This is a genomic window from Alishewanella sp. WH16-1 (assembly GCF_001441695.1).
GTDB lineage: Bacteria > Pseudomonadota > Gammaproteobacteria > Enterobacterales > Alteromonadaceae > Alishewanella > Alishewanella agri.
Window position 1 is genome coordinate 129,932 of record NZ_LCWL01000112.1, and the last position, 14,710, is coordinate 144,641.

18 protein-coding genes and 1 other RNA gene are annotated in these 14,710 nt (G+C 46.0%); 6 read left to right on the forward strand and 13 right to left on the reverse strand.

What is annotated here, in order from left to right; translation table 11 throughout:
* Positions 1–501 (forward strand): DUF1543 domain-containing protein, encoded by a 501-nt coding sequence (locus AAY72_RS12040; RefSeq protein WP_057787746.1) that lies wholly within the window; start codon positions 1–3, stop codon positions 499–501.
* Here AAY72_RS12040 and AAY72_RS12045 read toward each other — a convergent pair.
* The 5 genes from AAY72_RS12045 to AAY72_RS16545 all read right to left on the reverse strand — a co-directional run bounded on the left by AAY72_RS12045 (position 416) and on the right by AAY72_RS16545 (position 4,314).
* Positions 416–1,474, reverse strand: a complete 1,059-nt coding sequence (locus AAY72_RS12045) for a metal-dependent hydrolase (protein ID WP_057787748.1) — start codon at positions 1,472–1,474, stop codon at positions 416–418. The two genes, AAY72_RS12040 and AAY72_RS12045, sit on opposite strands and share 86 nt — an antisense overlap.
* A gap of 23 nt (positions 1,475–1,497) precedes the next feature.
* Positions 1,498–2,304 (reverse strand): PEP-CTERM/exosortase system-associated acyltransferase, encoded by an 807-nt coding sequence (locus AAY72_RS12050; protein WP_057787750.1) that lies wholly within the window; start codon positions 2,302–2,304, stop codon positions 1,498–1,500.
* A 326-nt stretch (positions 2,305–2,630) separates the two neighbouring features.
* A complete protein-coding gene (locus AAY72_RS12055; protein ID WP_057787752.1) occupies positions 2,631–2,939 on the reverse strand; it encodes a hypothetical protein in 309 nt (102 codons plus the stop codon).
* A gap of 67 nt (positions 2,940–3,006) precedes the next feature.
* Entirely contained in the window at positions 3,007–3,996 is a 990-nt protein-coding gene (locus AAY72_RS12060; RefSeq protein WP_057787754.1) for a hypothetical protein, read from the reverse strand.
* A 117-nt stretch (positions 3,997–4,113) separates the two neighbouring features.
* Positions 4,114–4,314, reverse strand: coding sequence for a type II toxin-antitoxin system VapC family toxin (locus AAY72_RS16545; RefSeq protein ID WP_197408411.1), 201 nt, complete (start codon positions 4,312–4,314; stop codon positions 4,114–4,116).
* Between the two features lie 434 nt (positions 4,315–4,748).
* Here AAY72_RS16545 and AAY72_RS12065 point away from each other — a divergent pair, with 434 nt between their 5' ends.
* On the forward strand, positions 4,749–5,456 hold the full coding sequence (locus AAY72_RS12065; RefSeq protein ID WP_057787756.1) for a site-specific DNA-methyltransferase: 708 nt from the start codon (positions 4,749–4,751) through the stop codon (positions 5,454–5,456).
* Here AAY72_RS12065 and AAY72_RS12070 read toward each other — a convergent pair.
* The 4 genes from AAY72_RS12070 to smpB all read right to left on the reverse strand — a co-directional run bounded on the left by AAY72_RS12070 (position 5,431) and on the right by smpB (position 8,540).
* Positions 5,431–6,711 (reverse strand): DUF6575 domain-containing protein, encoded by a 1,281-nt coding sequence (locus AAY72_RS12070; RefSeq protein ID WP_057787758.1) that lies wholly within the window; start codon positions 6,709–6,711, stop codon positions 5,431–5,433. The genes AAY72_RS12065 and AAY72_RS12070 overlap by 26 nt on opposite strands.
* Positions 6,704–7,093 (reverse strand): hypothetical protein, encoded by a 390-nt coding sequence (locus tag AAY72_RS12075; RefSeq protein ID WP_156411327.1) that lies wholly within the window; start codon positions 7,091–7,093, stop codon positions 6,704–6,706. The genes AAY72_RS12070 and AAY72_RS12075 overlap by 8 nt, the downstream gene beginning before the upstream one ends.
* 461 nt (positions 7,094–7,554) lie before the next feature.
* Positions 7,555–7,914, reverse strand: a transfer-messenger RNA (tmRNA) gene (gene ssrA, locus AAY72_RS16550).
* A gap of 143 nt (positions 7,915–8,057) precedes the next feature.
* On the reverse strand, positions 8,058–8,540 hold the full coding sequence (gene smpB / locus AAY72_RS12080) for an SsrA-binding protein SmpB (RefSeq protein WP_008985725.1): 483 nt from the start codon (positions 8,538–8,540) through the stop codon (positions 8,058–8,060).
* A 106-nt stretch (positions 8,541–8,646) separates the two neighbouring features.
* Here smpB and AAY72_RS12085 point away from each other — a divergent pair, with 106 nt between their 5' ends.
* Together AAY72_RS12085 and AAY72_RS12090 are read left to right on the forward strand one after the other, a co-directional pair.
* Positions 8,647–9,081: a type II toxin-antitoxin system RatA family toxin gene (locus AAY72_RS12085; protein ID WP_057787762.1), complete on the forward strand. Its 435-nt coding sequence runs from the start codon at positions 8,647–8,649 to the stop codon at positions 9,079–9,081.
* Complete coding sequence (locus tag AAY72_RS12090) at positions 9,071–9,421, forward strand: RnfH family protein (RefSeq protein WP_008985727.1); 351 nt, start codon at positions 9,071–9,073, stop codon at positions 9,419–9,421. Before AAY72_RS12085 ends, AAY72_RS12090 begins: the two co-directional genes overlap by 11 nt.
* Positions 9,422–9,511: 90 nt before the next feature.
* Here the strand turns inward: AAY72_RS12090 and AAY72_RS12095 are convergent, their stop codons facing one another.
* The 3 genes from AAY72_RS12095 to nadK form a co-directional block, all read right to left on the reverse strand.
* Positions 9,512–9,868, reverse strand: coding sequence for an outer membrane protein assembly factor BamE (locus AAY72_RS12095; RefSeq protein ID WP_008985728.1), 357 nt, complete (start codon positions 9,866–9,868; stop codon positions 9,512–9,514).
* 152 nt (positions 9,869–10,020) lie between these two features.
* On the reverse strand, positions 10,021–11,694 hold the full coding sequence (gene recN / locus AAY72_RS12100) for a DNA repair protein RecN (RefSeq protein ID WP_057787764.1): 1,674 nt from the start codon (positions 11,692–11,694) through the stop codon (positions 10,021–10,023).
* Between the two features lie 79 nt (positions 11,695–11,773).
* Entirely contained in the window at positions 11,774–12,655 is an 882-nt protein-coding gene (gene nadK / locus AAY72_RS12105; protein ID WP_057787766.1) for an NAD(+) kinase, read from the reverse strand.
* Between the two features lie 172 nt (positions 12,656–12,827).
* On the opposite strand from nadK, the gene hrcA reads away from it, so the two are divergent.
* Both hrcA and grpE read left to right on the forward strand, forming a co-directional pair.
* Positions 12,828–13,847 (forward strand): heat-inducible transcriptional repressor HrcA, encoded by a 1,020-nt coding sequence (hrcA, locus tag AAY72_RS12110; RefSeq protein WP_057787767.1) that lies wholly within the window; start codon positions 12,828–12,830, stop codon positions 13,845–13,847.
* 40 nt (positions 13,848–13,887) lie between these two features.
* On the forward strand, positions 13,888–14,460 hold the full coding sequence (grpE, locus tag AAY72_RS12115; protein ID WP_057787770.1) for a nucleotide exchange factor GrpE: 573 nt from the start codon (positions 13,888–13,890) through the stop codon (positions 14,458–14,460).
* A gap of 63 nt (positions 14,461–14,523) precedes the next feature.
* Here the strand turns inward: grpE and AAY72_RS16960 are convergent.
* Positions 14,524–14,710 (reverse strand): hypothetical protein (locus AAY72_RS16960; RefSeq protein WP_231728961.1); only part of this gene is annotated, 187 nt, incomplete at its 5' end.

A 14,710-nucleotide genomic window follows, 5' to 3' on the forward strand; every position in this document is an offset into this window, starting at 1 on the left:
ATGCAGCTTTTTCTGGTTTATTTGGGCGGCACTGCGCCGGGGGCTAATATCGAATTGCATGATGTGCGCTTTGTCGTTGGCAAGCGGATTGAGGATACCTATCCGCAGTTGCGGCAACAATGGTTTGGTACCCAAAAAGGGCTGCATTTAGACAGCTATTTAGCACTGCATAATATTGACGGCTACCAGATCCGTTTATCAACTGCGCCGGTGCAGCAGCAAGTAAAGCTGTTTTTTGTCAACTTTGGCGGTTACTACCCGGGTAAAATCGCCGAGCAGCACGATTTTATGCTCTGTGTTGCCAGCTCGGCGGCCGAGGCCAAGACGCGGGCCAAAGCACAGCTACTGACAGATGCTGATAGCCCACATAAGGATGATTTGCTGCAACTGGATGATTGCCTGCAGCTGGAGCAGGCTAGTGGCTACTATATTGAGCTGGTTCCCGGTGGTCAGGCGCAGGCGCTGCGTCCGGATTGGTCGGGTTATGAGGTAATTGGCTAGCGGCACTTTGTTCACCGGTTAGCGTGCGCCATACCCATTGCAGCGTATCGCTCAGTTGCAGATTACGAGGCAGGCGCGCAACGGTTTGCTCAGCCTGGGCTGGCACCACAAAACTAAAGGCATAGTTTTGTTGTTGGCCCATCCGTAAATCTGTCATGATCACCTGCTCGCCGTGCTGCTCCAACGCATAAAATCCCTGGCTAAAAGCGGCCAGCGTCTGCACATCGGGGTGTAACTGATAACGCTGATACAGCGCCGCGTCCAGCGGATAACGCTGAAAACTGATCGCTGTGTTCTTCTCCAGCAGCGAATAAAAGCCTTCGTAGTAGGCATTATCGTCGATTAATAAAATACGCCAGAGCAGAGTATTCAGTGCAGTCGGAACCACCAGAATGCGGCTGTTTTCATGTGCCTGACTTTGCTGCGTCGCCACCTGTAATACATGCTGCTGCGCTGCTACGCCCCATAATAAATAGCAGCAGGAAAACACCAGTGCCGCGGTATTAGCCGCCAGCGCGCGTTTACCACGCCACAGCACCCAAAGCAGACCAATTAATAACGGCAGAGTGTAGAGCGGGTCGATAATAAAAATACTACCCACCGCAAACGGATAATTACTGAACGGTTGTGCCAGCTGCGTGCCGTAAATGGTCATCGTATCCAGCAGCGGATGAGTTAGCAGCGCCAATGCAATGGCGACAAGCCAATGCCGGTACAACGCCATTTCTTTATGTATTTTGCAAATCAGTAGCGCCAATAGCGGCGAGACCAGGCTGAGATAAAACAGTGAATGACTAAAGCCGCGGTGATACACCATATTACTTAGCGCATCGCCATAATCAATAAAGACGTCGAGATCAGGCAGGGTGCCGGCAAAAGCCCCCCACAGCGCCGCTTTTTTTACTGAACTGCGACGACCGACCACGGCCACCGCAACGGCTGAGCCCAGCGCAATTTGCGATAATGAATCCATAATAAGAAAGTACCAGCAAGAAGTTAGCGAATACCTGACACCTTAACCTGTGCCAGCTGTGCTGCTAACACTTGTCGCAGCAATTTATAATCATCGCACAGGGTATGCAAGCTACTGTTTACGTCCAGATAGTAGGCTGCACGTGAGCCGTTAAGTTCAACGGCATGACTAATTTGCTGAAATTGAAAACCCACCCGGTTTAGCATCCTGGCCAATGCGGGGGCCACTAAGGCGTAAGCGTGGCTGATGCCTTCGTTAAAAGCCTGCTCTAATGCTGCCAGATAAAGACCAGCAGCCAGATAACGGTAATGGCTTTGACTTTGGGTCACCTGCAGTGGATTCAGCTGACTCAGTGCCGGGTTATGGTTTAGTTGTTGGCGACGAAAATTACTGGCCAGCGCCAAGCGGGATAATTCGCAGACACTATCGAGTGCAAAAGCGCCGGGCGCCAGGTCAGGTTTAATAAAACCAGATTTAAAGTAGCGCGTTAACGGCAGTGTATCTTCAGGCCGGTAGCAATAAACCATTCGCATAGTGCCGGCCAGGCTGCCAGTTTGCCGGTGTTGTAACAAGTAATGTGATGCGCGAGCATCATAGTGGTCTTGCTCAATGGCACAGCTGTTAGTGGGTTCAAAACCTAACTCTTCGCAATACACCTGGTGGCGCAAACGATAGCTTTGTCGCTGCTCATCGGCGCTAACGGCACGCCTAATTTGAAAATCGCGCTGAAACAATAATGTCCAATGACCGTTGTGCTGTTGAGTCTGTATCGTAGACACATCATCAGCGGGCAGGCATAACGTTGCAGTTGCCTGAGAAGTAGAATGCATGGCGCAACCCTGAAAAGTTCTGAGTTAGTTTACTGTTTGATCGCAGCTACCCTGCTGCTACGAGCGAAAGTGACGCATGCTCCCTTGTCCATAACACTATGCAGATTTTGTAAAAAGAGATCAAACTTCCAGATGGCTATTTTCGCGGATTTTGGCGCTAAATAGCGCTAAGATGATGATAAATACTTATAAAATATTTTTATGAAGTTCAGCAGTTGACGAATGCCAGATACTCACAGGTTTGGCATCTTTTAAAGTCTGTTCATATTGCCGAATGTACCACCTGATGTACTGCCCTTTGACGGTGGAGAAGTTTCGGCTCTCCACTAGTCAGATTCTACGGTCGTGCTTTGCACTTCTTTACTACTGAAATGGGTTTGATAAACATCTGTTGCGGCGACTATGACAGCTAATCCAGCAACAATGACACCAGCGATAGTGGCATTTCTAATTGACACGGTTAGATCATGAGAAGTGTCTGAAGATTTCTTTATTGATTCTGATAACTTCTTAAGTTCTGGAATCAGTGCTTGCTCAAACTTTTCTCTTGTTAAAACCGACTGCAAGTTTGCTGAGTTTTGACTTTCCGCTATCTGTCTTACTAATAATTCAATTTTTTCCGGAGCAATTTGCATTTTCTATACTCTTCAATTCACTGATTCTTAGTTCAATTCCCCGATAAAGAAGTGAACGAGTCTCTAATTAATTCTTCAGAAACAATGTGACTCCGACTCCAATGAGAACGTTTATGACGGTAACTACCAATCCCAACATTTTGAGTTTTGATTCACGTTCTTTAACCGTGACTTCACGGTTCCGAAGTTCCTCCTCAGTTGCTCTCTTTCGCCTTTCGAGTTCATGTTGGACTAATGCTCTCAATCCATTCTCACGAACGCCATTCACACCAAGAGGGACTGAGAGAGGATCATCAGATTGCGACAGTGATAACAGGTAAGGATCCGATAGACTTTTTAATTTTCGAGCAACCTGTTCTACAACTAGTTTCTCTCGCGCCTCATCAGGGTTTAAACCTTCATTTTGTCTCAAGTCTGCATAAGCTTGATAACCTAACCAGATGATTTCTTTGTAATGTTCATTCTCGAGAATTTGTAAATTTATGAAGAGTGCTGCCCTAAACGCTGCGCGAGCTGCCCCCTCTGAATCTCCTTCATCTAACTTAGTGTGTACTTCATGAAAGAAACTGCTGGTGATTAGTTGATTACTATATTCGTTAGCTCCCTCTCTTTTTAAAATTTCAAAGGCTTCATTTACATCCTTTTCGTTGTATAAATCGAGGTGGTTGATGTATTCAAGTCTGCTCAATTCTTCGTCTAATTGTCGCTCTTTCTCTTTGCAGTAGGAGATAAATTCCTCGTGGCGTTTGAGCCCCCCGTCGGTGATGATATGTCTCAAAAAACTATCTAGACCTGCTCGTGAGAAATGGCTCTTTTTTCCTCCCTCCATGGGATCGAGAGATAACTTCAATTCAGTAATATGAAATTGTTCCCCTTCTTCGACTCTGAAACCTCCCTCAGGGGCATGCCTTTGAAAGTAGATCCTTCTGTCACACTTTTGGCACATTCTGGACTGACATATTGGATTAATCAGTTTTAAAGAAAAGCCGCATGCACCACAGAAATTTGCTGGAGGCTCACATTTAGCTTCGGGTTGAGATAGTTGTCCATCATTCATCAGTAATTCCCTTTCTCGATTTTCTTGTTTTGTCCAGTTTACCGGAATCATTGCATCTGTCGAAGGTTCTTATATAGATGGATTGATCCAATTTTCTAGTCTCAGACCTTTGACTTGTTAAAATTCACTTTGATTATTAGTAACTAAAGTTAAGCTCTCGCTTCTGCTATGTGCGCGGATATGTAAATCGTTAACATCTATCGGTGTACCTGTGTTTTCAAGCTCTGCTAGTATTTCTCCGTAGTGTTGAGCGGTTTTATCGCCATAAGGCAGAATAATTAACCTAGAAACAAAATCTTCTAAAGCTTGCCGCTTCAACCGGCAGCCGCACAGCCTGGGTATTGTTGTTTTTAAATACTTTGCCCGTATCCATCTTCACCTCCAGCAACTAGCTAGAGTAAGTATAGAACGATGTAACTAGATACTCAGAGTATCTAAGTGCAAATCATGCGGCGGGAATCTTAGGCAATAAAAAAGCAGCGCTAATGCGTCGCTCTCATATTTGGTGGTTGAGGTAAGTTTATTCATATAAAATCATTGCCTTACGCGTTGTTGCGCCATGTCGAGCCAATTAAACTAGCTATCAAAATACAAAACCAAAATTGTCAAGGCAAGGTATTTGTTCTCTTTATTACGATAAATGATTTTATAAAATCTCATTTAGTGTAAATGCCTTATTTTTTGATGCATATTAGCGAAAATGATGTCAGAATAGCTGTGTTTTTATACATATTGAATTAGGGTGGTAAAAAATGAAGTTTGAAGTTGCTTTTGACAATGATGTCAATATTGAACTCCATTGCGAAGATGCAGTTGAATTATTGAGACGAACTAAAAGTAATTCAATTGATTTAGTCATCACAGATCCTCCATATGAGTCGTTGGAAAAGCACAGAAAAATAGGCACTACTACTAGGCTAAAAGTTAGTAAAGCCTCTAGTAACTCTTGGTTCGAAATATTTCCTAATGATAGATTTGAAGAGTTATTTAATGAGGTATACCGAGTATTAAAGAAGAATAGCCATTTTTATCTCTTTTGTGATCAAGAAACAGCTTTTATTGTAAAACCTATCGCGGAGAAAATTGGCTTCAAATTTTGGAAACCAATTATTTGGGATAAAGTAACTATTGGTATGGGTTATCACTACAGAGCAAGATATGAATTTATTATGTTTTTTGAGAAAGGGAAAAGAAAGTTGTCTAATCTTTCAATACCAGATATTTTAGTAGAGAAAAGAATTGTTAAAGGTTATCCGACAGAGAAACCTGCTAATCTTGCATCAATTTTAATTGAGCAAAGTAGTCTTTCCGGTGAAACTGTATTAGATCCTTTTTGTGGTACAGGATTCGTTGGTGTCGCTGCAATGAAACTAAAACGGAACTTCATTGGCAATGACAACAACGAAGAAGCAATAAATCTTTGTATTAAAAGACTTATTGATTTACAAGGTGCTTCTTAAAGCTCCTTACCCATGACCTTAAAGTACTAGCTCGTCTTTTTGAGGTGCTTTCACCTAAATTTTTACAATTGTCAATTAAAAATTTAGCGGCTGTAGACTCATCAATTTCGATAAGGTTGCTGACAGATTGTTGAGCCATCCATATAGTTGCGCACTCAGTATTTTCGAACTGTACTTTGATGATTTCTAGGAATGCTTTTTCTGATTCGGCAGTGGATGCTTTTAATCCCAACGGGGTAAGGGCGCCATAGCTGTGTACAAGACCTAATAATTGACAGGCATCTCTGTAGTAACTTACTTGGCGTTTATCTAGTCCGAATGAATCAGCCGTTACTATACCCTCAGTATAAAGAATCACTAAAAAATGTTTGAGCGTATCTAGACTGTCTGCTTGTGGCACCATTGAGCTATCTAGATAGTTAGACAATCGTGATGCAATTTCCGGGATTAAATTTTTGGCGTAATCATCTGTTAGACTAAAAAGTGTATTTGTCGAAGATTCATCAATCAGTTCAATGTTTATCCCATGCTTTACTAAAGTATCAAGCAAGTACTTTAGTTGTCTCTGGTCAATATCATAGTTATCAATATCGTGTAAAAACTTACCTATATCTGACAGGCTGGAAAGTTTTTCAAACCCGCCGCACTGCGAGACAGAATCAAGTTCATCTATTTTTACTCGAAATACGAAAGACCCATGGACTGCATCTTCAGAAAATATCTTCAAAGGAATTTGGAAGCTGTCCAGGTAGTTCTTACAAAAAGAAATAAACTGTTCTGTGATTTTGTTGAGAATATCAGAAGGAATTGGTTTCTGAGACGATTTAAAGAGTCTTATCTTGTGGGAGTGCTTTCTAGAACCATCTATATTAATGTTTTCTGAGATGAAAACATCTTTATTTGGTAAAGAAAAAGAGATCCTTTTTTTATCTAATGAAATGACCTCAGATTTATCTTCTGTTAAGTATTCTTTAAGAATAAATATGTTGTCTCTATCTTTAGGTAGAATAGCATTGTATAAAGAAACGTTTTTTTGCTCTATTTGATTAAGAAATTGTTCAGATATCGGATTGATGACCCATCTTTCAAATACATCATCGTCATCTAGCCCTAAACTATAACAAAAAAACAGATGCCCAAATTCGTTGCGAGCTGAGAACGTTATAGGTTCTAAGTAATAGCTGTAACTATTGTAATAATACAGCGACCCAAAGTTATCAGTTTTTCTAAACAGTAATTTTTCTGGCTTACGCATGTCTTACGAATCCTGTAGGGTAGCAGTTTTCGTAAAACCATACTGATACATGTCCGCTGCTATTGCTATGAGCATAACCTAGGTCAGGAGTTACCATACCATTAGCCACAATTTTCTTTCTGAATTTTTCAGGGTTTGTTTCGAGCAACTTCATGACTCTCATTTTATCACTGAAAAAAGAAGTTGCGTAGAATTCTGGATTATCGATATTTCTTTGAGCTAAGTTTCTTTGCTCCGGATCTTTGAAACTGGGGAGGAAATCTGATTGATCAGCGGGAATTTTATTAACAAATCTGAATAGCTCAGCGTTGATTGGTGCTGCATATTCAGGAGGAAGTACTATATGTTTAGGGTTATCTGCAGGCCAAACCATTATTGTCATTCCTTTAACTCCCTTAATGATAATTTCCTTATTTAGGATATTTTGTTAGGTTTTTGGTTGGATTTCAAGAGATTATTTTAAAAAGCTTCTACGGTAGCGAAGTTTACTGCTACTTCGAAAGAAATCATCACTAGCATTGTTGAGTTCCTCCGCATTTGCGCTTCCTCCCTAACAATACAAGTTGTTTTTTATGCTGAATTACCAACCCATGAAAACATGAGACTCTGCACCATCTGTTTTTGAGCTGAATATCGAAACTGATCACGGCTAGTTCGTCACATAGGTTTTCTTGGTACTTTGCGAAAAAATTGGCAGCAGAATGACAAAAGTTGGCAACAGGATGACAATTTCCAGACATGTTTAGCGTACTGTCGGCCAGTTTGTTAGCAAGGGTGCGTATAGATAAGCTTTTGTTTTTAAGGTAGAAATAAAGAGCGGCGCTAATGCGCCGCTTCTCTAGTTGGTGGAGCTGGCGGGAGTTGAACCCGCGTCCGAAAAACCTACATCGTCGGTACTACATGCTTAGCCAGTTATTTAGTTAACCCTATGAGCGCCAGCTGGCAGGCTATCGTCGGGCGAGCCTGATTGGTTTTAACGTTTTGTCTCCAGGCGAAGACGCGACGCGATCCTGTTAGGGGTGATCTTCCAGAGTCTCAGCTTACAGGCATGCGTGAGGGGAAGAGCTATCTACTGCTTATTAGGCAGCGATTGCGTAAGTTTCGTCGTTTGCGACTATTTAATTGAGGCTTTTTTACGAGGCCTACCTCACCTCGGCATGCACCTAAGAGTTCGTGAATCCCGTCGAATCCAGAATCAGCCCCGAATTCTGTGGAAGTAACACTCACTTTCAGTGTTTGGCTATTGTACGCAGCCTGGTTGCTTTACACAAGCGGGCTTTGTGTTTTAGCCGTTTTCCTGTCGCCCTAATTAGATGGGGCCAGGCGGTAAAAGTTTCAAGAGGCCTTTAGTGTTTACTGTGTTTCATCATACGCTCTTTCTCGCGTGACCAGTCGCGGTCTTTAATATCGTCACGCTTGTCATAGCTTTTCTTACCCTTGGCTAAATGAAACTCTAGCTTTACCCAGCAGGCTTTCCAGTACATGGCGGTGGCGACCAGGGTATAACCTTCGCGCTCTTTCAGGCCAATAAGTTTACTTAGCTCGCGCTTGTGCAGCAGCAATTTGCGGCTGCGCTCGGGATCGCATACTACATGGGTAGAGGCGCTGTTGAGCGGCTGAATCTGTGCGCCGAGTAAAAAGGCTTCACCGTTATGCAAAATAACATAAGAGTCGGACAGGTTTACCTTACCCTCGCGGATACTTTTTAACTCCCAGCCTTGCAGGGCCAGGCCGGCTTCGTAGCGGTCCTCTAAAAAGTACTCGTGCCGCGCTTTGCGGTTTTGCGCTATGGTACCGTTTTTGTTTTTGGTTGCTTGTTTTTTGCTCATAATTCGTTGTTTGTCGCAGCTCAGTGTTGGATGTCAGCGATGGCTCATGCCTTGTTGCAGCGCGTTATTCTGTTACAATCGGCGGCGAGTTTAATGGGGAGTGAGTATGCCACAAATTGAACGCAGTGCGTTGGTTTTTTACAGCGCGCAGCAGATGTATGACCTGGTTAATGCTGTGCCGGATTACCCGCAGTTTTTACCCGGTTGCACCAAAGCTACCGTACTGCAACATACTGAGCAGGAAATGGTGGCAAAGCTGGAAGTTTCCAAGGCCGGTATTGGCCAAAGCTTTACTACCCGCAATATTTTATACCCGGCACAGCGGATCGATATGCAGTTGGTCGACGGCCCTTTTAAACGTTTACAGGGCGGCTGGCAGTTTGTGCCGCTAAATGAGCAGGCCTGTAAGGTGATCTTGCAGCTGGAATTTGAATTTTCTAATAAGTTGGTGCAGTTTGCTTTTGGCAAGATTTTTCAGGAGCTAACCGCTGCCATGGTCAATGCCTTTACCCAAAGAGCGAAGCAAGTGTATGGTGAATAACAGCGCGGGTGCCGCCATTTCCGATACCATTACCGTTGAAGTGGCTTATGCTTTACCGGAGCGTCAGGCTTTGCTGACGATTTCTGTTGCCGCGGATACCTGTGTCGAGCAGATTATTCGTCAGTCAGGTATTTTGCAGCAATTTCCACAGATTAATCTGAGCGAACAAAAAGTTGGCGTCTGGAGTCGCACGGTGAAACTAAGCGATACCGTAAAAGATGGCGATCGGATTGAAATCTACCGGCCACTTATCGCTGATCCGAAAGATTTGCGCCGGCGTCGGGCCGAAAAAGCCAAAGAAGAAGGGCGGGCTAATAAGGTAACTGGCGGTCAGGTTTAACATTAAACATTTGAGCAGTACCAGATATAAAAAACATAAAAGCCGCGATTGCGGCTTTTTTGGTTACTTTTCGTCTGTTACTAAACGCTATCAGATATCCAGTGGCTTATCAAAATCAGCGTGTTTCTCAAAGTCACCGCTGATATTAACCAGCCGGTCGTCTTTAAACTCCACGACTAAGCGCTTTTCAAAATTATTGCCACGGCCACCTTTCAGGGCATAAAAGTAATGCCAGGTGTCATGGTCAAAGGGGTTGGCGGCTACCGGATTACCCAGCACAAACACCACCTGCTCCTTAGTCATAGCGACCCGCAGCTTGTCGACATCTTTTTGTTCTAAAAAGTTACCCTGCGGAATATCAATCCGGTATACCCAGCTGCTACAGGCGCTAAGGCCCAGTGCCGCAACCAGTACGGCGATTTTTACTACTGCTTTCATAGATGCCATTAATTCAACCTAAGTGCTGCCATCATAACCCAGGATGCGGAAGCAAAAAACCTGTTTCTGAGCGCTGTCTGTTAAAGTTCTGCTGACGTGTTGTTAGTAGCGACTACACCACAAAGATCATAAGATCTGACTTGCAACACACAAACTGCAGCTCAGACTGTAGGCGTACACAAAAGTTCCCGCGCATTGGCCAAGGCATTGGCACTAATATTCTCACCGGCTAGCAGGCGGGCGATTTCCTGGATCCGCTCATCATCACTGAGCTGGCGCATCCGGGTTTCAGTGGCGATACCATCGGTATATTTTTCTACAAACATCTGCTGATGGCCCTGGCTCGCTACTTGCGGCAGGTGGGTAACGCAAATAATCTGAGTACTCTGGCCTAACTGGCGTAATAAGCGGCCGACGCCGGCTGCTACCGGGCCGCTGATGCCGACATCCACTTCATCGAAAATCAAGGTAGGGGTTGTGACCTTATCCGCCAGTATTACCTGTACTGCCAGACTGATCCGCGATAATTCACCGCCGGAGGCGACCTTGCTTAAGGCTTGCAGTGGCTGGCCCGGGTTAGTCGATACCTCAAAACTGATCAGATCCAGGCCGTTGGCGCTGGCCTGCTCTAACGGCAAGGTCGAAACATTGATAGCAAAGCGGGCATTGGCCATGCTCAGTTCATGCATATTTTTGCTAATCAGCTCGCTTAGCTCTGATGCAGCCTGCTGGCGGGCGGCCGTTAAAACTGCTGCTGCCTGCTGATATTGGCGACTGGCTTGCTGAATAGCCAGCTCCAGCTCAGTCAGTCGTTGCTCTGAACCGGTTAATTCGGCCAGCTCGGCAGCTAGCTGTTGGTGGCGTTCTGCCAGTTGCTCATTGGCGATCTGATGCTTTCGCGCCAGATTCAGCCACTGTGCCAGCCGCTCGTCGACTTCGGCCAGACGTTCCGGATCCAACTCTACCTTGTCGGCGTAACGGCGCAGTTCACGGCTGGCTTCTTCGGTTTGCAGCAGTGCTTCACTGAGCATTTGCTGTACACCAGCCAGAGCCGGATCCAGTGCTTGTAATTGTTCCAGCTGATAGGTTACCTGAGATAACGCGCGATAAATGCTTTGTTCATCATCATCGTACAGTTGCTGCAGGCATTGCTGGCTTTGCGACAGCAGCGTGTTACCGTGCGTCAGCCTGCTATGTTCGGCTTCCAGTTCGCTAAATTCATCAGCCTGTGGCGCAAACTGATCCAGCTCTGCCACCTGATATTCCAGGAGCTGGCGCTGTGCATCGCGTTGCTGCTGTGAATGTTGCAGGGCCTGATGTTCCTGCTGCAGTTGTTGCCAGTAGCGATAGCTTTGCCGGCATTGCTGCTGCAGCTCGCTATTGGCGACATAGGCATCCAGTAACTGACGCTGATACTCAGCCTTTAACAGCAGTTGATGCGCATGCTGGCCGTGGATGGATAGCAGGTATTGCCCCAGTTGCTTTAGTTGCTGCGCCGGTACCTGTACACCATTAATATAACCGCGGGAACGGCCCTCATTACTGACAACGCGCCGGACAATACATTCGTTACCCATCAACAAGTCTTGTTGTTGCAGAAAGTCGCGCGCGGCGGGTAGGGCAGAGATATCAAAGGTGGCAACAATATCGGCTTTATCGGCGCCGGGGCGCACTACTGCGGCGTCGGCCCGTTCGCCGAGACAGAGTGCCAGCGCATCAATAGCAATGGATTTACCGGCACCGGTCTCACCGGTAATGGTTGACATGCCGCTTGCCCAGTCAATTTCCAGCGCGCGGACGATAGCAAAATTACTGATATGAAGATGGCAAAGCATAAAGCACCCGATACTGTTTATAGTTACAGTGTAAATTTATACAGTAAAAGTAACTTTAGCAAGTCGGGTGCTGATTTTTTTAATACAGCTTACTACCCCAGCCCAGTTTATTGCGCAGTACGTGGTAATAGCTGTAGCCGGGCGGATGTACCAACCGCAGCGGGTTAGGGTGTTTGCGGATAGTAATATCGTCGCCTGGCATTACGGCCAGAATCACATGGCTATCGCAACTAATTTGCAGATGTGCATCGTTAGTTTCAGCAACTTTCAGCCGGATTTCGCTATTTCCTGACACCACCAGTGGCCGACTACTTAGCGTATGCGGAAACATTGGCACCAGACTCATCGCATCCAGATCCGGAGTCAGAATGGGGCCACCGCCGGATAAAGAATAAGCGGTAGAACCGGTGGGAGTACTGATAATCAGCCCATCTGAGCGTTGGCTGTAGACAAATTCGTTATTGATATAGGCTTCGAATTCAATCATGTGCGCGACTTTGTCAGCGTGCAGTACGGCTTCGTTAACGGCACTATTGCTGCTTTTCACACTGCCGTGACGATGCACGGCGATTTCCAACAGGTTACGCTTTTCGGTAACAAAATTACCGGCCAGCACTTCAGTCAGTGGCTCGGCAAAGCTTTCCGGTGCCAAATCGGTTAAAAAGCCCAGATTACCGCGGTTAACACCCAGTACGGCGACGTCAAAACGCGCCAGTACCCGCGCTGCACCCAGCATATTACCATCGCCGCCGACAACAATTGCCAGGTCGCAGGTTTTCCCCAGTGTCACCAGGTCCAGCACTTCGGCACCGGCGATGGGCAGGCTTTGTGCTACCCGCTCTTCGACATAGACGCTCAGCCCTTGCTGCTGTAAAAACTGATACAGGCTAAGCAGTGTTTGGTTGGCGCCGCTGTGGTGCGGTTTACCAATTAATCCCACTTTGTTAAAGGCAAGACTCATAACGTTTCCGTGTTGAAAGGCCGGTCAAGCACCGGTCAAAAAGCTTTAGCCACCCTGACGGCGGCCAGACTGTTGGTTCAGTATAACGGCTACCGGCTTTAGTGTCCTGAGCTGCTTGAAATTTTTTAGAAAGGCCCCATCATAATCAGCAACAGAATGCAGGTGTAGGCGCATGACCGAAACATTAAGCAGAACCGAACTGATTTTAAAACTGATCGTTGAGCAGTATCTGCTGGATGGTTTACCGGTATCCTCCAAAGCGATTGCTGAAAATAAGGCGTTGTCAGTCAGCTCGGCCACGGTGCGTAATACCATGGTGTTGCTGGAACAGCAGGGGCTCATCCGCTCACCTCATACTTCAGCCGGACGAGTTCCGACTACCTCGGGCATCCGCTTATTTATCGATAAAATGTTACAACTGCAACCGATCAGTGATAGCTGGGCCGCCGAAATTAAAAAGCGCCTGGCACCGCAGTTGCCGGTGTCATTGCTATGCCAACAAGCCGGGCAGTTATTGGCGAACCTGACCGGCTGTGTGGCGATCATCAGTGCGCCCAAAGCCAGTGGTCGTGAAGTGCGGCAAATTGATTTGGTCCGCCTGGCCAGCGATCGCCTGCTGTTGGTGGTAATAGACGAAGACGGCGATATTTTGCACCGGGTATTGCAATGTGAGCAAAGTATTGATTCTGCAACCTTAAGCAAGGTGTTGTGCCTGTTAAATGCGGCGTTGTCCGGTGGGCAGTGGCAGGATGGTATTGCTCGCCTGGGTAATTTATTGCGCAGTGAAACGGGGCTGGCGCAGGCGCTGTTGCAAAAAGTATTAGGCCAGCTGAGTCTGGATGAATTTATGCAACATCAACCGCTGATTTTTGGTCAGCATCAGTTGTTACTAACACCAGACTATCAGCAAAACCCGGCTTTGCAGCAGGTGGTGCAAATGCTCGAGCATCCGGCCGGTTTAATGCAGCTGTTGGAGCTGGTTACTAATGATAACCAACCTAAACTGATTCTGGGTAAAGAGTCGGGCTTTGTCGAGCTGTCGCAGCTTAGTGTCATCGCGCAAAGCTACCAGCAGCAGCCGCATCGCTTTATCGCCCTGCTGGGTCCCCGGCGGATGAATTATGCCCGGTTAATCCCCTTGGTTGAGTCCTGCGCCGCCCAGTTAAATTTAAACTTGAATCGGCCAAATTGATCCCCATAATACCCCTACGCTAAATTGGAGTATTGTAACAATGACTGAGCAACACAAGCCTGCAGAAACCCCTGAAGAGCTGAACCAGACTTCCGATAGCCATGCCGATACAGTAGAGCTGTCGTCTGAGCAAACCATTATTACCAAACTGGAAGAAGAACTGGCAAAAACACAGGCACAGCTGGCTGAACAGCATGACCTGATGCTGCGCATTAAAGCCGAAGCGGATAATGCCCGCCGCCGTGCTGCGCTGGATGTGGAAAAGGCGCACAAGTTTGCGCTGGAAAAGTTTGCCTCTGACTTATTGCCGGTGATGGACAATTTGGAACGGGCGTTAAACTTTATTAACCGTGAAGATGAGTCCTTTAAAGCGATAATCGAAGGTATAGAGCTGACGATGAAGAGCTTCCTGGATACGGTGGCGAAGTATGGTGTGGTGCAGATTGATCCCGCCGGTCAGCCTTTTAATCCGGAGCAACATCAGGCCATGAGTATGCAGCCAACTGCCGATCTACCGCCAAATACCGTAACCTTCGTGATGCAAAAAGGCTATGAATTAAATGGCCGTTTATTGCGTCCGGCGATGGTTGGGGTGTCAAAAGCACCGGATTAACCCCGTTACATGGTTCCTGCCAAATTTTAGTTTGCAACGCCCGGTTAATGCCGGGCGTTCAGATTAATGACAAACCCCGGTTTTTTGACCGGGGTTTGTGTTTTCTGGATTCTGATCTTTTTTGCTCTGTCTTTTCTGCTTTCTTTTATTAAATCTGGCAGTATTGAATCTCGGATTTGTTATGTCGCAGAATGCATTCTGCGAAGGTGTATAGTGCCGATTTAAGGCCATAAAAAAGCGATAAAAAGGC